This window comes from Mycobacterium sp. (assembly GCF_046330795.1).
Taxonomy (GTDB): Bacteria; Actinomycetota; Actinomycetes; order Mycobacteriales; family Mycobacteriaceae; genus Mycobacterium.
The window spans coordinates 380,038-402,461 of the sequence record NZ_JAXLSA010000001.1; the positions used below are offsets into that span (position 1 = coordinate 380,038).

The window sequence follows — 22,424 nt, forward strand, 5'->3', positions numbered from 1 at the left end:
GCGTTAGGCGCTCAGGGCATGCAGGTTCTTCGCGGTCGGTGAGGTGGGCACCGTGGCCGGATCCGGATAGGTTCCCAGCACCCGATCCGCGGTGCCGGCGCTGGTAACGGTGAACCAGTACCGCTCGTTCTTGAAGTGGTGTAGCCGGTGGTTGCGCCAGACCGCCCGGTACGCGGCCGACCGGGGTTTGTAGTCCGTGTGCACCAGGTAGTGCGTCCACTCGTAGGCCAGGCCGAGCACCGCCAGGAAGCTCAGGAAGGTCAGGCCCAGCGCGGGCCGCGGAAACGCAAGCAGCGCAATGGCAATCGAACCGGGCTGCACCCACAGCTGTGCCCGCCACGGGATGAAGATCAGGTCGACCCGACGCGGGTCCGCATGGTGCTCGCGGTGCTTACGGGCCAACAATGGGTCGACGCGCATGACGCCGACGGCGCGGGGCCGCCAGTGCAGGATGACGACGTGGACCACCCATTCGAAGAACGGGAAGACCGCCACCATCGCCACGGGCACCAGGGCGTCGGTCCACTGCCAGTCGCCGATGACGATCCGCGCGGTCAGTGCGCCCACCAACACCGCGGCAATCATCCACGGGGAGGGATAGCGGCAAAATTGGGCGAGTGCCTCTGAGAGCCCGAATCCCTTGCGCGACTTCATTGTTGATTCTCCAATTTCTCCAGCGCCGCGAGGATGGCACTGGTGGCCGGGGCGAGCAGGTCGATGGCCGCCGCGCGGGCGGCATCGGCGTCGCCGTTTTCGATGACCTCGGCAAGACGACGGTAGGCCTCCGGCCGGCCGACTTCGGGGGCCATCACCACCGATAGGGCCGGGAGCGCCGGCTCGTAGGTCGCGCGCATCGAGTTGTACATCAGCCGGAACACGATGGAGTCGGCGGCGTCGACCACATGGTCCCAGTACGCCAGCGCGTGCCGTTGCCGAGCCACGGGGTCCTGCTCGGCGGCGAGCAGTTCGATTGTGCCGCTGAGTAATCCGACGAGTTCGGGGCCACGACGCTGCGCGGCGAGCTCGGCGATCTTCGGTCCGTTGTGCAGCCGGGTCTCCAGGACGCTGCGGATCACCGAGACATCGAGCTCGCCGTCGCGGACCATCAGGTGGGGCAGCAGGTCCAGCCCGGCGTGCCGGCGGTAATCCCGAACCGTGGTGGCGTCACCCTGGCGGATCTCCACGAGCCCAGCCGCTGTCACCCTCTTCAATGCCTCTCGGACCGCCGGCCGTGACACGCCGAGCACCTCGGCCAGCCGTCGCTCACTGGGCAGGGTATCCCCGGGCTGCACGTTCCCGCTGAGCACCTCGCCGACGAGCTGATCGAAGACGTCCTCGGGCACCGAGCGGCGGTTCACGGGCTGTAGTGCCATGAGCCGAAGCTACCGAGAGAACAGATCAGACGTCAAGTGGTCAGACCAATTCGGGGATCACTGGGATTTTGCCGGCGCCTCTGCTCATGCAGTCGGTCCCCGGTAGTCCACCTGCCAGTGCTTGATGCCGTTGAGCCAGCCGGACCGGAGCCGGTCCGGCCGTCCCACCGAGGTCAGATCGGGCATGTGGTCGGCGATCGCGTTGAACATCAGGTCGATCGTCATCCGTGCGAGGTTCGCCCCGACGCAGTAGTGCGCTCCCGTCCCGCCGAACCCGACGTGCGGGTTGGGGTCCCGCAGGATGTCGAATTCGTAGGGCCGGTCGAATACTTCTTCGTCGAAATTGGCCGAGCGGTAGGACATTACGACGCGCTGGCCCTTCTTGATCGGCACGCCGGAGAGTTCGTAGTCGGTGAGTGCGGTGCGCTGGAACGAGGTGACCGGGGTGGCCCAGCGGACGATCTCATCAACAGCGGTGGCCGGCCGGCGCTCCTTGTAGAGCTCCCACTGGTCGGGGTGTTCGGCGAAGGCGATCATGCCGTGGGTGATCGAGTTGCGGGTGGTCTCGTTGCCGGCGACGGCCAGCAGGACCATGAAGAACCCGAACTCGTCGTCGGAGAGCTTGTGCCCTTCGACGTCGGCCTGGATCAACTTGGTGACGATGTCGTCGCCGGGTTCCTCGGCCCGCAGGGCGGCAAGCTGCATCGCGTACATGATCAGTTCCACCGAAGCGGTGCCGTTGTCGTGGTGCGCGAACTCGGGGTCGTCGTCGCTGACCATCTGATTCGACCAGTCGAACAGCTTCTTGCGGTCCTCCAGCGGCACCCCGAGCAGCCCGGCGATGGCCTGCAGCGGCAGCTCGCAGGCCACCTGCTCCACGAAGTCGCCGGATCCCTCGGCGGCAGCGGCCCTGGCGATGTCCTGTGCGCGTCGGTCGAGGTCCGCGCGCAGCCGCTCCACGGCGCGGGGAGTGAAACCGCGGGAGATGATCTGGCGCAGGTGCGTGTGATGCGGGGCATCCATGTTCAACAGCACCAGCTTGCCGCCCTCGATCTGTTCGACCTGGGAACTCTCGGGATAGCGGGGTAGCGCCGTCTTCTCCTGACTGGAGAACACCTCGCTGTGCCGGGAGATCTCCTTGACGTCCTTGTGCTTGGTCACCAGCCAGAAGCCGTCGTCGTCGAAGCAATTGCCCGGCGGTTGCGCGTTCCACCAGATCGGCGCGGTCCGCCGCAACTCGGCCAGCTCCTCGACGGGCAGCCGGGCGCAGTTGAGGTCGGGATCGGTGAAGTCGAAGCCGGGGGGCAGGCTGGGACTGGGCATGGAGTACCGCTCCTTACGGGGTCTAACGCGTTGTCGGCGGGCCCAGGGGGCTCAAATGTATTGGTACACCGCCGATCGGGTGGGTGTGGCCCGGTTCACAAAACGCGAACTGGAACAGGTTCCTGTCCGTTCCGAGAAATTCGGTGTAACACCGGGGCGGCCTGCGCAGAAGCACAGGTATGGCGCGTTTCATCACGGGTTGGGTGGCTGTCGCGGCCGCCATGCTGGCGCTGGCCGCGCCGGCGCACGCTGACGTCGACGATCCGGGCCCGGCACCCGGTCCGCCGTCCACACCGACGGTGCAGTCGGCGCTGGCATCGCCCGCTGCGGCGGCCCCGGCGGACCCCGCCGGGACGGCTCCTGCGGACACCGTCGCGGCCGATACGCCGGATCCCGAACCCGCGCCCGGTCCCGAGGCGACCGAGGACGGTATGCCGCACCTGAGCAGCCCGCAGAATTTGCCGCCGGGTACCACCGGCGTACCGGAGCAGCGTCAGGGCCGCGGCCTGTCCTACCTGCGCGAACTGTGGCAGGCCTACCAGACCCAGGAGGTCAGCGGGGCCGACGCATTGTTGCTGCTGACCCAGCGGCCGATGGATCCGGGCGCAATGTCGCCGCAGGGCCTGCCGGCCGGCCCGCAGGCAGCCGCGTCACCGGCGGCCGCCGTACCGGCGGATCCGGCGCCGCCGGTCGACGTGGTGCCGTCGCCCTAGCCGGGTTCCTGGTAGTCGATCCAGGTGTCGCCGTAGATCAGCCGGTCGCCGGAGAACACCTCGAGACGTGTCGGCGACACCGTGTAGCTCGCGGTTTCGGTCTGCGCGACGAATCCCGTATCGGTGGATCGGGCCGGTGCGCGGGTGGACGCGCCGTCGCTGACGCGAACCCCGATGTATTCGTAGCCGCCATCGCCGGTCCGGCACACCACCACTTCGGAACGCTGGGTCCGGCCGACCGCGGCCGCCTGCTGACCTGCGGCGCACCTGGCCGCCGAGCCGACGAATCCGCTGTCGTCGATGCTCGGCGCGGCCAGGGCGGCCGGGCCGGTCGCGAGCGCACCGGCGATCACGATGCCGACCATCGCAGTCAACCGCAGCATTTCTTCAGCAAACCACCCTGAACTGCGTTTTCAGTGGAAGCTGGCCCGCGTTTCGCGAGTGCGGATCAGGCGTGCGCCTCGGCGGCCTCGTTGAGCGCGTCGAGGGTCTCGGTGGCCTCCAGGTACTCCTGCACCCAGCGCTCGATCACCGCGGAGGTCTTCTCCACCTTGGTGAACTGCCCGACCACCTGGCCGATCGGGTTGAACGCCACGTCCACCGACTCGTTGGGGAACTTGTGGGTGGCGGCGACGGCCATGCCGGACACCATGTACTGCAGCGGCATGCCGAGCGGCTTCGGGTTCTCCGGAGCCTCCCACGCCTCGGTCCAGTCGTTCTTGAGCATGCGGGCCGGCTTGCCGGTGAAGGAGCGGCTGCGCACGGTGTCGCGGCTGGTGGCCTTGATGTAGGCGGCATGCTGCACCGGGCTGTTCTCGGACTCCTCGACGATGACCCACTGGGATCCGGTCCAGGCCCCCTGGCAGCCCAGCGCGAGTGCCGCGGCGATCTGCTGACCACTGCCGATGCCGCCGGCGCCGAGGACCGGAACCGGGGCGACTTCCTTGACCACTTGGGGCCACAGCACGATCGAGCCGACGTCGCCGCAGTGGCCGCCGGCCTCGCCGCCCTGGGCGATGATGATGTCCACGCCGGCGTCGGCGTGCTTGCGGGCCTGGTACGGCGAGCCACACAGTGCGGCCACGACGCGGCCCGCTTCATGGATGTGCTTGATCATGTCGGCGGGCGGGGTGCCCAGCGCGTTGGCGATCATGGTGACCTTCGGGTGCTTCAGCGCCACCTCGACCTGCGGGGTGGCGGTGGCCTCGGTCCAGCCGAGCAACTGCAGTGCGTCGTCGTCGCTGTGGTCCACCGGGACGCCGTGGTCGGCCAGGATCTTCTTGGCGAAGTCGATGTGTTCCTGGGGTACCAGGTCGTTCAGCGTCTTCTTGAGCACCTCGGGATCGATGTCGGTCTGATCCATGCCCTCGTACTTGTTCGGGATCACGATGTCGACGCCGTACGGGTGATCGCCGATGTTCTCGTCGATCCAGTTCAGCTCGATCTCCAGCTGCTCGGGGGTGAAGCCGACCGCCCCGAGGACACCGAAGCCGCCGGCCTTGCTGACGGCGACGACGACGTCGCGGCAGTGGGTGAACGCGAAGATCGGGTATTCGATGCCGAGCTGATCGCAGAGCGCGGTACGCATGGTGGCTCCTAGGCCTGAGGGAATCCAACAAAACTGGAACGTGTTCTAGTTCAGTATGCCACCACGCGCCGGGTGACCGGTCCGCGGATCTCGTAAGGTATCGGCGTGCTGCGCCGAGGAACCACCCTGATGGTCCTCGTTGCGCTGCTGGTGGCCGTGTGCACGCTGGGGGCCGGCGACTTCCCGTCGTTCGCCCGCGCACAGGCCGCACCCGCCGACATCGAACTGTCCGACGGCTGGAAGCTGTCCTCGGCGCGCAAGGTCGCCGAGTCCGGCGACGCCGTGTCGTCACCCGGTTACGACGACGGTGGCTGGCACTCCGTACGGCGGATGCCGGCCACCGTGCTGCAGACCCTGCAGGACGACGGGGTCTACCCGAATCTGTACGTCGGTACGAATCTGCGCGACGAAGTGCCCGACGACCTCTACCAACAGGACTGGTGGTACCGGACCACCTTCACCGCCCCGGCCGGGCACTCGCAGTACCTGCTGCAGTTCCCCGGCATCAACTACCGCGCCGAGATCTGGCTCAACGGGCGGCGCCTGGCCGGCCCCGACACCGTCGTGGGCATGTACGCCGCGCACGATCTGGATGCCACCGCGCTGGTGCGCCCCGGATCGGCGAACACCTTGGCGGTCAAGGTAACTCCCGAACAGTCGGTGCAGGATGTCGACGGCGTGGAGCTGGCCGACAGCTGGTGGGACTGGATCAACTGGCGTGGAATCGGCTACCGCAAACAGGGTGCGGCCGGTACCTCATTCGTCCCGGACCGCAACGCCGGCATCTGGAAGCCGGTGTACCTGCGGGCGAGCGGCGACGTCACGATCGGACCTGCCACCGTCAACTCCGAATTGCCGCTGCCCAGAACGGATTCGGCCCGGTTGACCATCTACGCCGACGTCCGCAACCGCACGGACGCACCGGTGCGGGGAGTGCTGCGGGCAACCATCCGTCGCCCCGGCAAGCCGGACGTCCGTGTCGAACAGCCACTGAATCTGAAGCCGGGTGAGAGCCGCGAGGCCCGGTTCGATCCGGAGTCGTTCCCGGCACTGGCCGTGCCTGATCCGGATCTGTGGTGGCCGTACACCCTTGGCTCACCCGATCTCTACGACCTGGACCTGGAGTACCGCTCGTTCGACCGCGTCGTGGACGCGATGCACCAGCGGTTCGGGATCCGCAGCGTGCAGCAGTTCCGCGACACCGATGACGGGGTCGGCCGGAGCGACCGCGAACCCGGGAGTGACGGCGGCAACTTCTACCTGAAGGTCAACGGCCGCGACCTGAGGGTCCGTGGCGCGACATACACGCCGGACCTGTTGTTCGCGTCGGACCCCGACCGCGAGAGCGCCATCCTTGGTTACGTGAAAGACCTGGGGCTGAACATGATTCGGCTCGAGGGCAAATTCCCCGGCGACCATCTGCTGCAGGTCGCCGACGAACTCGGCATCCCGGTGATGTACGGCTGGATGTGCTGCAACCAGTGGGAGAAGTGGGCGCAGTGGGACGCCGAGGATCGCGCGGTGGCGCAGGCCAGCATGCGCTCGCAGATCACCGCGCTGCGTCCGCACGCGTCGGCCTTCCTGTGGGCCAACGGCAGTGATGGGCGTCCGCCGCCGCAGGTGCGCGGCTGGTACCACGACATTCTCGCGGAACTGCACTGGCCGAACGCCGTCGTGGACACCGTGTCGTCGATCAACCGGGACGAGGACGGCAACATCGCCTGGGACGGCATCCAGATGGCCGGTCCGTACAGTTGGCGGCCGCCGAGCTACTGGTTCGCGGGCAAGTACGCGGCCACCGAGGGTGCGACCGCCGAGCAGGGCGACAATGAGCACATCCCGCCGTTCGCGAGCCTCGAGCAGTTCATCCCGGCCGACAAACTGTGGCCGATCAACAGCACGTGGTATTTCCACGCCGGCTCCGACGACAACAACGAGCAACTGAGCAGCATCCGCACGGCCGTTGTACGGCGGTACGGATCCTCGCGGAGCGCACAGGAGTTCGCGGCGAAAGCCCAACTGGCACACTACGAATCGACGCGCGCACAGTTCGAGTCGTTCGCCGCGGGCGGATTCGACACCCATAAGATGACGATCTACTGGATGCTCAACAACCACTGGCCGTCATTCTTCGGGAATCTGTTCGACTACTACCTGCGGCCCGGCGGTGCGTACTTCGGCGCCAAGAAGGGCCTGCAGCCGCTGTCGGCGGTTTTCGACTCCTACGCCACCAGCGACCACCGCACCGCCACCGTCACTGTCACCAACCAGTCGCCGTCCGACCGGGACGGGCTGCGCGTACGGGTGCGGGTCTACGACCTGTCCGGCCGCGTCCGGGACGACCGCACCAGTGACCCGGTGTCCGTGCCCGCCAACGGCGCGGTCCCGGCGCTGGAACTGCCGCGGGAGGCGACGAATTCGCGGGTGTTCTTCGTGCGGTGCGAGTTGCTCGACCCTGCCGGAGCCGTCGTCGCCGACAACGTCTACTGGCAGTCCCAGCAGCGCGACGACGTCGGAGATCCCCGCAACGACAGTGCCTTCTCGCTCAACCAGGTCACCTGGGCCGACATGACGCCGCTGAACACCATGCCGCGAACCGACCTCGACGTGAGCGCGCGGCGGGCCGGTGCCGACGCGATGACCATCACGCTGTCCAACCACACCGGCCGGATCGCCTTCTTCAACCGGGCCGAGGTGCTCGCCGGGGAGTCCGGATCGGAGATCCTGCCGATCGAGTACAGCGACAACTACGTGACGGTGTTCCCCGGCGAATCGGTGGAGCTGAGCGCCACCCTGCCTGACGGGACGCACGCCGACCGGGTGCGCGTCCAGGGCTACAACACGCCCGCACTCGTGGTGCCGGTCGACGGCGCTACCTGACACCTGGCACAGCCGACTGAACTACGCTGCAAGCCATGCCCGACCACGACATCGCCGCGGCCCGCCGCGAGATCACCGACGCCCTGCTGACCGCGCTGGACCGGCGCCACGAACTGCTCGACGCGATCGTCGAGGCCGAGGACCGCCCGGCGGCGCTGGCCACCATCCGGGAAACCCTGGGCACCTCCGAGCGCAGCGCCGAGGCGGTTCTGGGACTGTCCTTCGACCAGCTGACCAAACAGTCCCGCCGCGCGATCGCGGCCGAGCTCGAGGACCTGAACTCCCAGCTGAGCTTCACCGCCTCGGACCGGCCCGCCAGTATCGGCGACAGCCTGACGCTGCGGCCGTTCTCCGGTTCGGCCGACCGCGACATCTTCGCGGCCCGCACCGAGGACATGCACGCCGCCGGCGACGGCTCGGGTGCGCCGGCCGGTGACCTGGACGACGAGATCCGCTCGGCGGTCAACCGGGTGGCCGCCGAGGACGCCGCCTGGTTCGTCGCGGTCGAGGGCGACGACAAGGTCGGCATGGTCTTCGGGGAACTCGCCGGCGGCGAGGTGAACGTCCGGATATGGATCCACCCCGCACACCGCAAGCGTGGATTCGGCACCGCTGCGCTGCGTCGTTCGCGCGCCGAGATGGCCGCCTATTTCCCGGCGGTGCCGATGGTGGTCCGCGCTCCCGGCGCCACACCGTCCTGAGCCGCCGGTGAGCGCACGCGCCGGCATAGTCGTCACCGGCACCGAGGTGCTGACCGGGCGGGTCGCCGACGCCAATGGTCCGTTCCTGGCCGACCAGCTGCTCGGCCTGGGTGTTGAACTGGCGCACATCGCGATCTGCGGCGACCGGCCCGACGATATCGCTGCGGCGTTGCGGTTCCTGGCCGGCGAGAGTGTCGACCTGATCATCACCAGTGGGGGACTGGGCCCGACCGCCGACGATATGACGGTGGCCGTGGTGGCCGAATTCACCGGCCGCGCCCTGGCGCTCGACGAGGAGCTCGAGGAGAAGATCGCCACGATCCTCCGGTCCTTGATGCGCCGCTTTCCGGATGCCGACTTCGACGCCATCCGGGCCGCCAACCGCAAACAGGCCCTGGTTCCCGAGGGGGCATTGGTCATCGATCCGGTCGGCACGGCACCGGGTGTCATCGTGCCCGGAACGCAGACCGCCCCGACGGAGTCTGATGCGCGGGCTCGTCCGCTGCCGGCTTCGCCCTCACTCCCGACCCCGACGGAGTCTGATGCGCGGGCTCGTCCGCTGCGGGCTTCGCCCTCACTCCCGACCCCGACGGAGTCTGATGCGCGGGCTCGTCCGCTGCGGGCTTCGCCCTCACTCCCGACCCCGACGGTCCTCGTCCTGCCCGGACCGCCGCGTGAGCTACAACCCATGTGGCGCACCGCAATCGGGCTGCCTGTCGTGTTGGATGCCATCGCAGGCCGGACCGCCTACCGGCAGGACACCGTGCGAATGTTCGGGCTGCCGGAGTCGGGTCTGGCCGAGACGCTGCGGACCGCCGAGCGTGACATCGACGGCTTCGACCGACTCGAGATCACCACGTGCCTGCGCCGCGGCGAGCTCGAGATCGTCACGCGGTACGAGCCCGACGATGCCGCCGTCTACATCCAACTGGTCGATGCGCTGCGCACCCATCATCCTCGGGAGTTGTTCTCCACCGACGGCTCCCTGATCGACGATCAGGTGGCCGCGCTGCTGGCCGGCCGGAAGATCGCCACCGCCGAGTCCTGCACCGCGGGGCTGATCGCCGCTCGGCTGACCGACCGGGCCGGCTCCTCGGACTACGTGATGGGCGGGGCGGTGGTGTACTCCAATGCCGCGAAGAGCCATGTGTTGGGCGTGGATCCGGCGTTGATCGCCGAGCACGGCGCCGTGTCCGAACCGGTCGCCGAGGCGATGGCCGCGGGGGCCCTGCGGCAGTTCGACGCCGACGTCGCGATTGCCACCACCGGCATCGCCGGACCCGGGGGAGGTTCGGCCGAAAAGCCGGTCGGCACGGTATGTTTCACCATTGCGGTGGCTGGTGCCCCTCCCGTGACGCGAACCCTGCTCTTGCCGGGCAACCGCGCCGACATCCGCGAACGTTCCACCACCGTCGCGTTCCACATGTTGCGGGAAGCGTTGCGTCCCTAGGGGACAGCGATCGATCCTGCCGACACCTCGTCCCAGTCCGGTGGGTGACATGGGGACACGGGTTGCCACACGTCCTCGTCGAGCAGGTCGCTGTAGGCGTCCAGTGCGCTGATGAGGTCGGGGTCGAGGTTGTGGTGCCAGTCGTCGTAGGCGTCCGCGTCGGGGTCGTCGTTGAGGCCGAGGACGCCGTGATAGTAGGCGGATTGGTCGTCGGGCCAGTCGTCGTCGGGCCAGTTGTCGGGGTTGTGGGGGATGGGTTGTTGCCAGAGGGTGAGGCCGTCGGGGTCGGGGTCGATGGCGAGTAGGTATTCGAAGATCTCGTCATCGTAGCGATCGGGTTCGGTTGTCGGGCAGGGTCTTTCGATGATGGGGGTCGTTTCGCGGACCGGTGCGCGGTCAGGTATCCCGGAGGGGTCGGGGTGGGGCGCCAGGCGGTCTTGGGGGTGGTGCATCGTGTTGATGCGGGGTTGTCCGTGGTCCAGGCCCGGCGGCGGGATCCATTCGACCCGGCCGTGTTCGTTGAGGTGGGTGTCCCAGTGGAATTCGGTGCACATGCGGTTGTCGGGGCCGCAGGCCAGGGTGAGTTTGTCGATATCGGTCACGCCGTCCTCGGCCCAGTCGGACTCGAGGTGGTGGACCTGGCATCGGTAGCCGGCGGCGATGCAGCCCGGCTTGGTGCAGCCGTGATCGCGAGCGTGCAGCATGATCCGCTGGGCTACCGAGGCGGTGCGTTTGGAGCGGCCCAGGTGCAGGGCCTTGCCGTCGCCGTCGAAAACCGCCAGGTAGTGATACGCCTCGGCGGCGTTGCGGATCAGATCGCGCATCGGCATCCGGGATCCGCCGCCGGTGAGGGCGGTCCCGGCACCGGCTTCGAGTTCGGCCAGGGTGGTGGTGACGATGACGGTGACCGGCAGACCGTTGAGATCGCCGAGGCTCTTGGTGGACAACACGATCCGTCCGGCGGCCACCAGGGCGTCGTGGCGGCGTTGCGCTGGGGATCGGGTGTCTGCGGCGATCTGTTCGGCGGTCGGCCGCCCCGTCACACAGGGGTTTTCATCGGCCGGGTTGCACATGCCGGGGGCGTCGAGTTTGGCGAAGATGGGTTCCCACACCGCCCGGCATTCCGGGGACATGGTTGCGGTGAACTCGGTGAGCCCGTCGGCGCTCTGGCGGCCCATCGTTGCGCCGCGGCGGCGTTGGCGGTCGGCGTCGTCGAAGTCGCCGTCAGGATGTAGCAGGGCCGCCAGGAAGTCGGCGGCTTTGCGGTACTCCTCGGGCCCGAACGCCACGGCCCGCTGGGCGAGGTCCTTCTCCGCGGCAACCCGGGTGGCCCGATCCACCGCGGCGGGCAGTTTCTTGAAGAATTTGCGGGTGATGCGCAGATGCTCGGCCCCGACCTGCCCGTGGGCCTGCGCGGCCGCGAAGTGCGGCAGCACCGGCGCCAGTGCTTCCCCGGTGACCGCGGTGCGCGGACCCAGGTCCGCGGCATCGGTGAGGCGCCGAGACGCCTCCTCGGCCGACACCTGCAGCCGCTCGGCCAGGACCTTGGGCCACGTGGTGGACCCCAACTCGCCCGGGCGGGCCTGGGATCGCAACCCGTGGATGATCCGATGATCCAGGGCCGGGCCCCGGCGAGCGATCACTTCCCGGCGGGCCAGCAGCTCGAGCAGCTCGGGTGGGGTGAAACCGTCCAACGATGCGGCGGCCAGCACATTCAGAGCGGTCTCGATCGACGCCAGGGCACCCAGGACGGTGTCCCGATCGCCGACTGCACTGGATGTCATATTCGAACACTAGTTCGAATTGCCGACAAAGTCCAGTGGCAGCGCTACCCGATATCGGCGACCAACACCCCCGCGCGCCGGTTGATGGCCCGGGCGGCGCGCGGCAGTCCGGTGGTGTCTCCACCGGCGGGCACCAGCCGCGGGTGGACCAGATGAAAGTCCTTGCGGCCCATGCGGATATCGGCCTCGCCGGCGGCCAGCACGTTCTTGACCCAGTTCGTCTTGCCGTGGATCAGGCCGATCGCGACGACGTTGTCCTTGCGCAGGGGCGAGACCACCGTCTCGTAGCGGGTGCCCGACTTCCGTCCGACATGCGTGATCACCCCGAACGACGGCAGGTGCCGAAGAATGGGCCCCAATGCCGGATTGAGATATTTGACCTGCATGTTCTCCAGCCACGGCGGCATCAGCATCGGCACGCCGGGCACGTCGTTGGGATGGCTCACGGGGTTGTCCTCTCGTCCCGGTCCCACACCGTCATCACGGTACGCAGGATCTCCTCGGCGCAGCCCAGACCGGCCAGGTGGCTCTCGCCGGGGATGGTGTAGAGCTTCGCGTCGGGCAGTGCGGCCACGCAGTGCTCGCCGTGGGCGTAGGGGATGATGTGGTCGGCGTCGCCGTGCCACCAGTGCACCGGCACCTTGACCTCGTCGAGGCTGAAGCCCCACGGGCGGGCGAACGCCACCACATCGGCGAACGGCGCGGACAGTTGCTTACGACTGCCGTTGAGCAGATCGTCGAGGAACATCGCCCTGAACTCGGGCCGCACCAGCAGTCGCCGGTCACCTTCGGGCGAGATGGCCGCGTAGGCGTACAGCGCGGGCGTGGCGATCGGGCGGATCATGTTGACCAGGGTGACCGCAGCCAGTCGCATCGGCAGGCCGGCGACCTCGAGCAGCGGCGCGACGACGGTGCCCAGCGTCATGGCGCCGCCGCTGATGGCGTCGCGTCCCCGGGTGGGAGCCACCCCGCCGAGGACAGCGGCGGTGATCACGCGGTCGGGCATCGCGGCCGCGCACGCCAGCGTGTAGGGCCCACCGCCGGACAGTCCCACGACGGCGAACCGCCCGACGCCCAGGGTGTCGGCGATGGTGCGCAGGTCATGCGCGAATTCGGACACGGTCTCGTACTGGTGCGGTGTCGACGAGCCGATTCCGGGGCGGTCCACCCCGATGAGCCGGATGTTGTTCTGCTCCGCGAACAGCCGGGCCTCGGTCGGAATCTGGCGGCGCGCACCGGGCGTGCCGTGCAGCCAGAAGACCGAGCGGCCCTGCGGGTCCCCGAACTCGGCGAAACTGAGCCGGCGGTCACCGTCGACGCCGATGTTGCCCTCCAGCTTCGGCCGGGCGATGTCGAATGCCATTCGGCAAGTGTGCCACGCGTGATGTGGTGGATTCGACGATCGCGATACTCTGCGCCGATGACCGAACGCACCGCCGACGACCACTGGGATCTGGCCTCCAGCGTGGGCGCGACCGCGACCATGGTGGCCGCTTCGCGGGCGCTGGCGAGCCGCGCCGCCGACCCCCTGATCGACGACCCGTTCGCCGAAGCGCTGGTCCGCGCGGTCGGGCTGCCGTATTTCGTCAAGCTGCTCGACGGCGAGAACCCGTCCGGTGACCCCGAGCACGATCCGCAGCAGTCGGCCAACCACATCGCCACGCGCACCCGGTTCTACGACGATATCTTCCTCGACGCCACCCGCGGCGGGGTCACCCAGGCGGTGATCCTGGCTTCGGGCCTGGATACCCGGCCCTACCGCCTGCCGTGGCCGGCGGGCGCCACGGTTTTCGAGATCGATCTGCCCGCCGTGCTGGATTTCAAGGCGTCGGTGCTGGCGCCGATCGCACAACCGGCCGCGGCGCACCGTCCGGTCGCCATCGACCTGCGCCAGGACTGGCCGGCAGCGCTGCGGCACGCGGGTTTCGATCCGGCGCTGCCGACGGTGTGGAGCGCGGAGGGCCTGCTCTATTACCTGCCGGATGCCGGTGCGCTGCTCGACCAGATCAACGCCGCGAGCGCGGTGGGCAGCTGGCTGGCGTTCGACTTCATCCCGGACATGTCGTCGTTCAGTGAGCGGACGGCGATGAACGAGGAACGTTGGCAGCGGATGGACGTCAACATCAATGACCTGATGTATCACCAGGACCGGCGGCACACCCTGCAGCATCTGGCCGACTGGCGGATCGACAGCCAGACCGTCGTCGAATTGCACGAACGGTACGGCTTGGCCTACCCGGAGCGCGAGGTCTTCGCGGCGTTCGCCGACACGACGTACATCACCGCTCATCGCTGACCACGACGGTCAGCTTGTTGCCGGTGCGTTCCACGTGCAGACCGGCCCGGCGTGCCACCGTGACGACGCCGGCCGCGTCATTCGGTTCGCTGCGGCCCGACGCCAGCACCCGGGCGAGTTCGCCCTTGTGGGCCTTGTTGAAGTGACTGACGACCGTGCGGGTGCCATCGGGTCGTTCGGAGAGCACGTCGACGGTGACAACACCGACGGCACCGGCAATGCGGCCCAGCGCCGCGTAGGCCCCCGACCGCAGGTCGACGACGAGTTCCTCCGCGGCGATCTTGGCCAGCACCGGTTCGAGTGCGGGCTTCCAGCGGGACGCCAGGGTGGCCCCGCCGGGCAGTTTGGAACCGGCCGACAGGCGGTACGCCGGGATCTCGTCATCGGCGCGGAGCAACCCGAAGAGCGCCGAGCCGACCGCCAGCCGAGCTCGAGCCCGTTGCGCCGCAGCACCTTTCAGCGATCCGATGTCCAGCGCGTCATAGAGCACCCCGGTGTAGCGGTCGATGGCGGGCATCGTGGGCGCCGACCATAGCGCGGCGTTGCGGTCGATCTCGGCGTCCTGCTTCGCCGAGATCCCCAGGGCGCGACGGGACGCGGGACGGTCGGCGGCCAGGGCGACGAGTTCGTCGACCAGGTCCTCGCGCACCGGGGTGAGGCTGGGATGGCCCAGCGCCTCGAGCCGCAGTGCCGGGGCGTCACCGCCGGCACGCTTGGTCTCCGACGGCGGCAGCAGCACGATCACGCATCAGACCGTAGCGGGCGACCGCGGCGAGGCCCACCCGGCCCGACGGGGTGGGGCGAATCAGCCGAAGCCGAACCCGAATCCGAATCCGCCCCAACCCCAGCCCCATCCCGGCCAACCGGAGTTGTACGCCGAGGGCCCGGGGAACGTGGTGATCTGCGAGTTGCCGTTGGATTCGCACTGGGTGGTGTAGTTCGAGGTGTTGACGCACCGCGGTAGCGCGTTCGCCGGTGAAGCGGACAGCAATATGCCGATGCCCAACGCCATCGCCGACGCCGCTTCCACAATAGATTTTGTGGCCATGACCTGCTCCGATCGCAGGAAATTATCCTACGCCCGCGGCGGGTGGTTCGGTACCTCGCCGAGCGCGAATTCTGATGAGAGGTGCCGGTGGACCGACACCGCGTAGTCCCCGCCGGTGAAGGGCTCGCGGTCCCAGGTGGACCAGCGCGCCACGGGGGTCAGCCCGGCGGCCTCGGCGAACCGGTCGTAGTCGGCCAGTGGCAGGCGGCCGGCCCGTAACTGGAACCCAGCGATCAGCAATCCGCCGGGCGCCAGTCGCGCCGCCAATTGCCCGAGCGCGCGGTCCTCGGTCCCGGGGGTCAGGAAGATCATCACGTTGCCGGCCAGCACGACCACCTCGAAGACTTCGTCGAGAAGTCCATCCAGCGACGCGAGATCGGCCTGTACCCAAGGTAATTCGGGTGCCTTCTCCCGCGCGGTGGCCAGCATCGCCGGATCGGCGTCGACGCCGGTGACCGGGAAGCCGCGCCGGGCCAACTCGATCGCCACCCGGCCGGTGCCGCAGCCGGCGTCGAGGATCCGGGTCAATCCGTCGGCCCGGGCCAGGGACTCCACCAGATCGGCCTCGCCGTGGATGGCCGCGCCCCGGGCGGCCATCCGCCGCCACCGGGCGTCGTAGTCGTCGCCGCGGGGACCGTCCGAGCCCGCCCAGCGGGTGCTCATCCGTGGGCCAGCAGCAGGGGGACGCGCTGTTCGGCGCTGGTCAGGGAACCGTGCTGCCCGAGCAGGTTCGATTCCATCGGTTCGGCCCGGGGCCGCGTGAGTATGACGGTGTCACGTGCCGCCACGACGACGTCACCGATCCGGGGCCGGACCGCGTCGCTCACGGTGTCGCCGAACCAGCCGGCGGCGATCGCCTGTTCTCGGGTGGCCACCCAGGCGCGATCGCCCAGCACCTCGCGCCAGATCCAAGCCACCGACTCCGGCGCATCGGTGTGGACGTGCCGGGCGCGCGGCTCCCCGGCGATCATCGAAACCCCTTCCTGCAGAACCGGATCCGATTCGATGTCGACCTTCTCGCCGGCGGCCACCATGCCATGATCAGCCACCACGGCCAACATCGCGCCCGGCGGCAACGCGTCCATGATCGACTCGACCAGGCGGTCGACCTGGCGCAGCTGCATCCGCCAGGGCTGCGAGCCGGGTCCGTAGAGGTGGCCGAGCAGGTCCAGGTCGGCGTGGTAGCCGTAGCACAGCCCGCCCTCGGCGACCGCGGCGCACACCTGCGCGGCCAGGTCACCGATGCCCAGCACGCCGATATATCGGCCGCCGCGAAGCACCGCGCGGGTCAGGCCCGACTCGGCGAACTGTGCGGCCGAGATCACCCGGACCGCGATCCCGGCGGCCCGTTCGAAGACTGTCGGCATCGGCTGCACCTGTTCGGGCGACAACCCACCATCGACCGGCTGCCACCGCAGTGCGTTCAGCACCCCGGCTCCGGGCAGCCGAAATGTCATCCCCACCATGCCGTGTCGGCCGGAACGATGCCCCGTCCCCACGGCCGCCAGGCCCGCGACGGTGGTCGCCGGGAAGCCCACCTGCAACGTGCGCCCCCGCAACCCGGCCAGCACCGGGGCATCGGCCGCGAAGGTGTCCAGCAGTTCGGCGCCCAGGCCGTCGATCAGCAGGACGGCCGCGCCACGCACGGGGCCGGGCAGGCCGATCCGGTCCTCGAACCCGGGCGCTCCCAGCGCCGACAGTAGCGCGGGCGTGACGTCGGCCAAGTGCGGCAGGGCGGTGTCCGGGCGTGGCAGATCCACCCGGTCAGCCTAGCCTTGCGGGTATGGGTTCGTACCGCTCACCGTCGACGGGCTCGATCGTCCGCGCGGTCCTTTTCGACACCTTCGGGACGGTGGTCGACTGGCGCACGGGAATCGCCTCGGCGGTGGGCGATTTCGCCCACCGATACGAGATCAGGATCGATGCAACACAATTCGCCGACGCCTGGCGGTCCCGATATCAGCCGGCGATGCACCGCGTGCGGTCCGGGCAGCGCGCCTTCGTCGATCTGGACACGTTGCACCGGGAGAACCTCGATGCGGTGCTGCGCGACGCCGGGCTGGATCCGGCCGGCTTCGCTCCCGACGACGTGGACGCCCTGGCGCGGTCGTGGCGCTGGCTGCCACCGTGGCCGGACAGTGTCGCCGGGATCAGCGCACTGGCCACCGCGTTCATCGTCGGTCCGCTGTCCAACGGGAACACTGCGCTGCTCGTCGACATGGCCAAGTACGCGGGGCTGCCGTGGGATGTGGTGCTCGGCTCCGACGTCGGCCGCAGTTACAAACCCGATCCGGCGGCGTACCGCACACCCGGGACATACCTGGGCCTGGAGCCGGGGGAGATCATGCTGGTGGCCGCGCACAACGGCGATCTGGCGGCGGCCCGGTCGGCCGGCCTGGCGACCGGCTTCGTGGTCCGGGCCCACGAACACGGGCCGGCACAGCTCAGCGACCTGGAGCCCGAGGCGGACTGGGATGTGGTCGCCGGGTCAATGATCGAGCTCGCCGAACTCCTGGATGTCAGGAGTTCGGCAGCCGCACGACCTGGACGAAGAACTCGTCGATCTGACGAACCGCGCTCATGAACTGGTCGAGGTCCACCGGCTTGGTGACATAGGCGTTGGCGTGCAGTTTGTAGCTGCGCAGAATGTCCTCTTCGGCCGACGAGGTGGTCAGCACCACCACCGGGATGTGGCACAGGTCCGCATCGGATTTGATCTTCTCCAGCAGCTGGCGCCCGTCGTACTTCGGCAGGTTGAGATCGAGCAGGATCAGATCCGGCCGCGGGGCCCCCTCGTGCGCACCGCGCCGGTACAGGAAGTCCAGCCCTTCCTCGCCGTCGCGGGCGACGTGCAGCGTGTTGTTGATCTTGTTGTGCTCGAACGCCTCTCGCGTGATCAGCTCGTCGCCGGGGTCATCCTCGACCAGCAGGACGTCGATGGGCCGGGCGTCGGAGCTCATACGTGTGTTCCTTCCTCTTCCATCTGGGGGACGACCGCATGCACCGGGAGCGTGAAATAGAACCGGGTGCCGCCGGCGTAGGACGTGTCGATCCAGATCGTGCCGCCGTGGTATTCGACGATCTTCTTGCATAATGCCAGTCCGATGCCGGTGCCCGCATAGGCGTCGCGGCCGTGCAGCCGCTGGAAGATGACGAACACCTTGTCGACGAACTCATCGCCGATACCGATTCCGTTGTCGGACACGCTGAATCGCCACTGATCCGGTGCCGCGGGGTCATCCGACGACTCGAATTCGATGTCGATGCGCGGCGTTTCACCGGGGCGGCTGAATTTGACGGCGTTGCCGATCAGGTTCTGCCACAACATCGTCAACAGCGTGGCATCCCCGAGCACGCGCGGCAGCGGACGGAGGGGCCGGGTGATCAGCGCACCGGACTCCTCGATCGCGCCCGAGACATTCTCGATGGCCAGATCGAGCACCCGGTCGAGTTCGACCTCGGCATGGGTGACGTTGAGCCGGCCGACGCGGGAGAACGTCAGCAGGTCGTTGATGAGCACCTGCATGCGTTTGGCTCCGTCGACGGCGAACCGGATGTATTCGGTGCCACGCTCGTCGAGTTGATCGCCGTATCGCCGTTCCAGGAGCTGGCAGAACGAAGCCACCTTGCGCAGCGGTTCCTGCAGATCGTGCGACGCCACGTAGGCGAACTGCTCCAATTCGGCGTTGGATCTGCGCAGTTCGACGGTCTGCTCGTCGAGTACCTGGGCCTGCTCGGTCAATCGCGTTCGCGCCGAACGAGATTCGTCGAGTTCGGCGACGATGCGCTGGCGCATGTCCTCGACGTCGCGACCGATGGCGCGAATGTCCCGCGGGCCGGCGGGCACGATCCGCTCGCCGAAACTGCCACCGGTGATCCGCCGGCACGCCGCGGCCAGCGCACCCAGGGGCCGGGTGATGGCACTACGCACCAGGACGGCCAGCAGCGCGGCGGTGGCCACGAAGACCGCCAGGATCGCGATCAGAACACCGTTGCGCCATGCCTGGGCGCGCCGCAATTCGTGCAGGGCATCCGCCCGTACTGTGCTCAGGTGGTCGTTCTGGGCCTCGAAGAGGATACGGATATCGTCGAATTCGGCCTTTCCCCGCTCGACGCTGGCGGCGTCGGCGGCGGTGGGCCGCCCGGGGGTCACCGAGTTGATCAGCGGTTCCGCGTAATTGGTTCGCCATCGGGCGCCCGCCGCCTCGATGGCCTCGAGGTCGGCCATCTGCTGGGGTCGGTCACCCGCGCGGCGGCGGATCTCATCGGCGGCCGCCGCCTCGGCGCGCTGGCCGTCGGCATACGGCTCCAGGAACTGCCGATCGGCGGCGATCACGTAGCCACGGACCGCGGTTTCCTGATCGCGCAGCCCAGCCTGTAACTCCTGGGCGGCGACCCGGGTGGGCTGGATGTCCTCGGCCAGCTCGGCGGACATCCGGTCGATCTTGTGCAGCAGCACGGCCACCGCCACCGCGCCGGCCAGCACCACCAGTCCGATCGCCGACAGCATCAGGTTCAGCCAGCCCAGCACGCTCAACCGCAGTGCGCGGCTCACCAGGGCATCCGCTCCACCCGCACGACGGCGATGTCGTCGGACAGGCCGCCATGTGCCTGGGCCATCGCCTCGGCGCCGTCGATCAGCGCGTCGACGAAGGTGGCCGCGGGCAGATGGGCCAGCGACCTCGCCAACTCGAGCAGGCCCTCCTCACCCAGGCGCTCCCTGCCCCGACCCGAGTGGCCCTCGAAAACACCATCGGTCAACAGCACCAGCCCGGCGCCGGCGGGCAGCTCGACCTTGTCGGCGGGCCAGTCACCGTCATGCAGGCCCAGCGCCCCGGCACCGGGCGGTTCGATCCAATCCACGGTGCCGTTGTGGTGTAGCAGCATGCCGGGGTGCCCGGCGCGCACGGCGGTGATCATCGGACCCGCCGGCGGGATCGCGAGGCTCAACACCGTCGCGAAAGCCCCGCTGCCGGACCGTTCGGTGCTCAGGATCCGGTTGAGCTCCCGCATCCGATCGGGACCCCGTAGGCCGGCGAATGTGAGCGCACGCCAGGCGATGCGCAGCGCCACCCCCAGGGCGGCCTCGTCCGGGCCGTGGCCGGCGACGTCGCCGATCATCACGTGCACGGTGCGATCCGGGGTTTGGACGAAGTCGTAGAAGTCGCCGCCCAGCAGGGCGTTCTCCCGGCTGGGCCGGTACCGGGCGACGATGTTGACGCCGGGATCGTCGAGGAGCAGCGGTGAGGGCAACAGACCGCGCTCCAGCCGGGCCGTTTCCCGGGCCCGCAGCTCGCTGGCGTGCAGGTCCACGGCGGTCAGTTCGGCGCGTTTGCGTTCGATCGCGTACAGCAGGGCGCGCTGCAGCATCTCCGGTTCCACGCGGCCCTTGACCAGATAGTCCTGCGCGCCGGCGCCGACGGCGGACACGCCGAAGTGTTCGTCGGTGAACCCGGTGAGCACGACGATCGGCAGGGTCACGTCGAGGCGGGTGATGCGCTCGAGCACCAACAGGCCGGTGCCGTCGGGCAGGTTCATGTCCAGCAGGACGCAGTCCGGCCGGTTGATCGCGATCTGGCGTTCTGCCTCCGCCAGCGAAGGGGCCAGTGTCACCGTGGTCTGCATGCTGGTGTCGGCGATCAGTTCCTCGACCAGCAGAGCGTCCTGGCGGTCGTCCTCGACGAGCAACAGGGCCAACGAACCACGCACATCGGTAGACAGGGGACCGGCGGGCGATGCTGAAGTGGCGATGTATCGACCTTACCGGTTACCCGGACCGGAGCCGCCCGCTCAGGCGGACTTGGTGAGCTTGGCGCCCAGCAGCGGCATCATCATCGAGCGGCGGCTGGTGTTCGCCTCGGCGAATTCCTCGAGGGCATCGGGCACCGACGCGTAGACGGCGCCGGCGTTCTCCAACGCCTGGCCCGCAGGACCGCCGGCCACCATGGCCCAGTCGACACCGGCCTTCTCACAGGTCTCGGAAACGACTTCGAGCAGCCGTGCGGCCGGGGCGGTCACGATGTCCAGGGCACTGAGGTCGATGACGAACGGCTTCTCGTCGTTCACGAACCGGCGGACCAGGGCGCTGACCCGATCCAGGTTGTCGGAGCTGATGGACCCGCCGACGGTCACCACGTTCGCCAGCTGGCGGGACAGCGCGCGTATCCAGGCACCGTCGCAATCGAAGACGGGATTGCCGTATCGCAGTACGGACCCGGCCTTGCGGAAGGCGTCGGTCGATGCGTTGATCGGCGTCATGACGGCTCCATCCCCTGGTAGCTGCTGGTTCGAGACTCGAAGCTCGACCACTGCCACGAAGGCTATGAGGCAAATCTAAGGTCACTGGGAGCAGTGTCTAATACGTTCGTGAGAATTGTTTTGCCCTGATACCCGCCGGTAACAATCGCAATATGGCGAAAACCATTGTCATACAGTTGATTTCGGCGATCAGATGCGCGCGCGGGCGATTTGCCTGATTTCATCGGGCAGGGCTGCTATCCCGACGAGGCGGGGTAGCAGCTCCGGTTCCTTGGTCATCGCGCGGAAGACCAGCCCGACGGTGATGTCGTGCGCGGGCCGGTGGACCACCTCGATCTGATCCCCGGCACGCACCGGTCCGGCGTCGAGCACCCTCAGGTACGCACCGGGCACGGCCGCCGCGGTGAACGTCTTCATCCAGCCCCGCACCGCCAGCCATTGCGCGAACGTCCGGCACGGAATTCGCGGGCGCGACACCTCGAGCCGCAGGCCCGACGCGCCCACCGCCCACTGCTCGCCGATCCGGGCGTTGGTGACATCCAGACCCGAGGTGGTGAGGTTCTCGCCGAACATCCCGTTGAGCAGGTCACGTCCGAGGATGACCTGCCAGTGGTCGAGGTCCTCGCGGGCGTAGGCGTACACGGCCTGATCGTCGCCACCGTGGAACGTGCGATTGCAGATCGTGTCGCCCACCAGTCCGCTGCCCAGGCCGTTGTGCATCGGGCCGGGCGGGCGGACGGCGACGGCGTCGTCGATCGGCCGTTTGTCGATACCGGTCCCGCTGCCCGGAACGGCCACATTGACCGTGAGAACCCTGCCGACCACCGTCATGCGGTCGAGGGTAACGGCCAGTTCCCGGCCGGCCGCCGACGGCGGGGAGATCCCACGCTGTCAGCAATCACACAGCATTTCGATCCCGGGGCCGACGGCGCCGCGCTGTTAGGCTGACCGGCGGGGGTCAGTGGGAACCGTCGGGTTCGGCGAGCACGAGGCCCGGCGGCAGTGCATCG

Annotated in this window: 23 protein-coding genes; 6 read left to right on the forward strand and 17 right to left on the reverse strand. The window is 68.6% G+C overall.

Annotation, left to right across the window (positions count from 1 at the left end):
* Positions 1 to 3: 3 nt before the first annotated feature.
* The 3 genes from U0R18_RS01855 to U0R18_RS01865 form a co-directional block, all read right to left on the reverse strand.
* A complete protein-coding gene (locus U0R18_RS01855) occupies positions 4 to 654 on the reverse strand; it encodes a sterol desaturase family protein (RefSeq protein ID WP_526365367.1) in 651 nt (216 codons plus the stop codon).
* Entirely contained in the window at positions 651 to 1,373 is a 723-nt protein-coding gene (locus U0R18_RS01860; RefSeq protein ID WP_526365369.1) for a FadR/GntR family transcriptional regulator, read from the reverse strand. The genes U0R18_RS01855 and U0R18_RS01860 overlap by 4 nt, the downstream gene beginning before the upstream one ends.
* A gap of 84 nt (positions 1,374 to 1,457) precedes the next feature.
* Positions 1,458 to 2,696, reverse strand: coding sequence for a cytochrome P450 (locus U0R18_RS01865; protein WP_526365371.1), 1,239 nt, complete (start codon positions 2,694 to 2,696; stop codon positions 1,458 to 1,460).
* A 179-nt stretch (positions 2,697 to 2,875) separates the two neighbouring features.
* On the opposite strand from U0R18_RS01865, the gene U0R18_RS01870 reads away from it, so the two are divergent.
* Positions 2,876 to 3,409 carry a hypothetical protein gene (locus U0R18_RS01870; RefSeq protein ID WP_526365373.1) on the forward strand — a complete coding sequence of 178 codons (534 nt, stop codon included), beginning with the start codon at positions 2,876 to 2,878 and terminating at the stop codon, positions 3,407 to 3,409.
* Here U0R18_RS01870 and U0R18_RS01875 read toward each other — a convergent pair.
* Entirely contained in the window at positions 3,406 to 3,792 is a 387-nt protein-coding gene (locus U0R18_RS01875) for a hypothetical protein (protein ID WP_526365375.1), read from the reverse strand. The two genes, U0R18_RS01870 and U0R18_RS01875, sit on opposite strands and share 4 nt — an antisense overlap.
* Positions 3,793 to 3,857: 65 nt before the next feature.
* Entirely contained in the window at positions 3,858 to 4,997 is a 1,140-nt protein-coding gene (locus tag U0R18_RS01880) for a nitronate monooxygenase (protein WP_526365377.1), read from the reverse strand.
* A gap of 105 nt (positions 4,998 to 5,102) precedes the next feature.
* Here U0R18_RS01880 and U0R18_RS01885 point away from each other — a divergent pair, with 105 nt between their 5' ends.
* Genes U0R18_RS01885 through U0R18_RS01895 form a run of 3 tightly spaced genes read left to right on the forward strand, consistent with a single transcriptional unit; the run spans position 5,103 to position 10,028 of the window.
* Positions 5,103 to 7,877: a glycoside hydrolase family 2 protein gene (locus U0R18_RS01885; RefSeq protein WP_526365379.1), complete on the forward strand. Its 2,775-nt coding sequence runs from the start codon at positions 5,103 to 5,105 to the stop codon at positions 7,875 to 7,877.
* Between the two features lie 35 nt (positions 7,878 to 7,912).
* Positions 7,913 to 8,578: a GNAT family N-acetyltransferase gene (locus tag U0R18_RS01890; protein WP_526365381.1), complete on the forward strand. Its 666-nt coding sequence runs from the start codon at positions 7,913 to 7,915 to the stop codon at positions 8,576 to 8,578.
* Between the two features lie 7 nt (positions 8,579 to 8,585).
* On the forward strand, positions 8,586 to 10,028 hold the full coding sequence (locus tag U0R18_RS01895; RefSeq protein ID WP_526365383.1) for a nicotinamide-nucleotide amidohydrolase family protein: 1,443 nt from the start codon (positions 8,586 to 8,588) through the stop codon (positions 10,026 to 10,028).
* Here U0R18_RS01895 and U0R18_RS01900 read toward each other — a convergent pair.
* The 3 genes from U0R18_RS01900 to U0R18_RS01910 are packed head-to-tail and all read right to left on the reverse strand — an operon-like array spanning position 10,025 to position 13,175.
* Positions 10,025 to 11,812 carry an HNH endonuclease signature motif containing protein gene (locus U0R18_RS01900; protein ID WP_526365385.1) on the reverse strand — a complete coding sequence of 596 codons (1,788 nt, stop codon included), beginning with the start codon at positions 11,810 to 11,812 and terminating at the stop codon, positions 10,025 to 10,027. The genes U0R18_RS01895 and U0R18_RS01900 overlap by 4 nt on opposite strands.
* A gap of 44 nt (positions 11,813 to 11,856) precedes the next feature.
* Positions 11,857 to 12,225 carry a nitroreductase family deazaflavin-dependent oxidoreductase gene (locus U0R18_RS01905; protein WP_526367361.1) on the reverse strand — a complete coding sequence of 123 codons (369 nt, stop codon included), beginning with the start codon at positions 12,223 to 12,225 and terminating at the stop codon, positions 11,857 to 11,859.
* A 29-nt stretch (positions 12,226 to 12,254) separates the two neighbouring features.
* Positions 12,255 to 13,175: an alpha/beta fold hydrolase gene (locus tag U0R18_RS01910; RefSeq protein ID WP_526365387.1), complete on the reverse strand. Its 921-nt coding sequence runs from the start codon at positions 13,173 to 13,175 to the stop codon at positions 12,255 to 12,257.
* 57 nt (positions 13,176 to 13,232) lie between these two features.
* On the opposite strand from U0R18_RS01910, the gene U0R18_RS01915 reads away from it, so the two are divergent.
* A complete protein-coding gene (locus U0R18_RS01915) occupies positions 13,233 to 14,108 on the forward strand; it encodes an SAM-dependent methyltransferase (RefSeq protein WP_526365389.1) in 876 nt (291 codons plus the stop codon).
* Here the strand turns inward: U0R18_RS01915 and yaaA are convergent.
* From yaaA to U0R18_RS01935, 4 genes are read right to left on the reverse strand one after another with little or no spacing between them, the layout of a single operon-like run.
* Positions 14,092 to 14,853 (reverse strand): peroxide stress protein YaaA, encoded by a 762-nt coding sequence (yaaA, locus tag U0R18_RS01920; protein ID WP_526365391.1) that lies wholly within the window; start codon positions 14,851 to 14,853, stop codon positions 14,092 to 14,094. The two genes, U0R18_RS01915 and yaaA, sit on opposite strands and share 17 nt — an antisense overlap.
* A gap of 60 nt (positions 14,854 to 14,913) precedes the next feature.
* Entirely contained in the window at positions 14,914 to 15,156 is a 243-nt protein-coding gene (locus U0R18_RS01925) for a hypothetical protein (protein ID WP_526365393.1), read from the reverse strand.
* 27 nt (positions 15,157 to 15,183) lie between these two features.
* Positions 15,184 to 15,819, reverse strand: a complete 636-nt coding sequence (locus U0R18_RS01930) for a class I SAM-dependent methyltransferase (RefSeq protein ID WP_526365395.1) — start codon at positions 15,817 to 15,819, stop codon at positions 15,184 to 15,186.
* Positions 15,816 to 16,916 carry an alkaline phosphatase family protein gene (locus U0R18_RS01935; protein ID WP_526365397.1) on the reverse strand — a complete coding sequence of 367 codons (1,101 nt, stop codon included), beginning with the start codon at positions 16,914 to 16,916 and terminating at the stop codon, positions 15,816 to 15,818. The genes U0R18_RS01930 and U0R18_RS01935 overlap by 4 nt, the downstream gene beginning before the upstream one ends.
* A gap of 23 nt (positions 16,917 to 16,939) precedes the next feature.
* On the opposite strand from U0R18_RS01935, the gene U0R18_RS01940 reads away from it, so the two are divergent.
* Positions 16,940 to 17,740, forward strand: coding sequence for a haloacid dehalogenase type II (locus tag U0R18_RS01940; protein WP_526365399.1), 801 nt, complete (start codon positions 16,940 to 16,942; stop codon positions 17,738 to 17,740).
* Here U0R18_RS01940 and U0R18_RS01945 read toward each other — a convergent pair.
* The 5 genes from U0R18_RS01945 to U0R18_RS01965 form a co-directional block, all read right to left on the reverse strand.
* Positions 17,676 to 18,116, reverse strand: a complete 441-nt coding sequence (locus U0R18_RS01945; RefSeq protein ID WP_526365401.1) for a response regulator — start codon at positions 18,114 to 18,116, stop codon at positions 17,676 to 17,678. The genes U0R18_RS01940 and U0R18_RS01945 overlap by 65 nt on opposite strands.
* Positions 18,113 to 19,666 carry a sensor histidine kinase gene (locus U0R18_RS01950; RefSeq protein WP_526367363.1) on the reverse strand — a complete coding sequence of 518 codons (1,554 nt, stop codon included), beginning with the start codon at positions 19,664 to 19,666 and terminating at the stop codon, positions 18,113 to 18,115. Before U0R18_RS01950 ends, U0R18_RS01945 begins: the two co-directional genes overlap by 4 nt.
* Positions 19,667 to 19,707: 41 nt before the next feature.
* Positions 19,708 to 20,865, reverse strand: a complete 1,158-nt coding sequence (locus U0R18_RS01955) for a PP2C family protein-serine/threonine phosphatase (protein ID WP_526365403.1) — start codon at positions 20,863 to 20,865, stop codon at positions 19,708 to 19,710.
* Positions 20,866 to 20,946: 81 nt separating this feature from the next.
* Positions 20,947 to 21,414 carry an STAS domain-containing protein gene (locus U0R18_RS01960; protein ID WP_526365405.1) on the reverse strand — a complete coding sequence of 156 codons (468 nt, stop codon included), beginning with the start codon at positions 21,412 to 21,414 and terminating at the stop codon, positions 20,947 to 20,949.
* A gap of 189 nt (positions 21,415 to 21,603) precedes the next feature.
* Entirely contained in the window at positions 21,604 to 22,245 is a 642-nt protein-coding gene (locus tag U0R18_RS01965; protein ID WP_526365407.1) for an MOSC domain-containing protein, read from the reverse strand.
* Between the last annotated feature and the right edge of the window lie 179 nt (positions 22,246 to 22,424).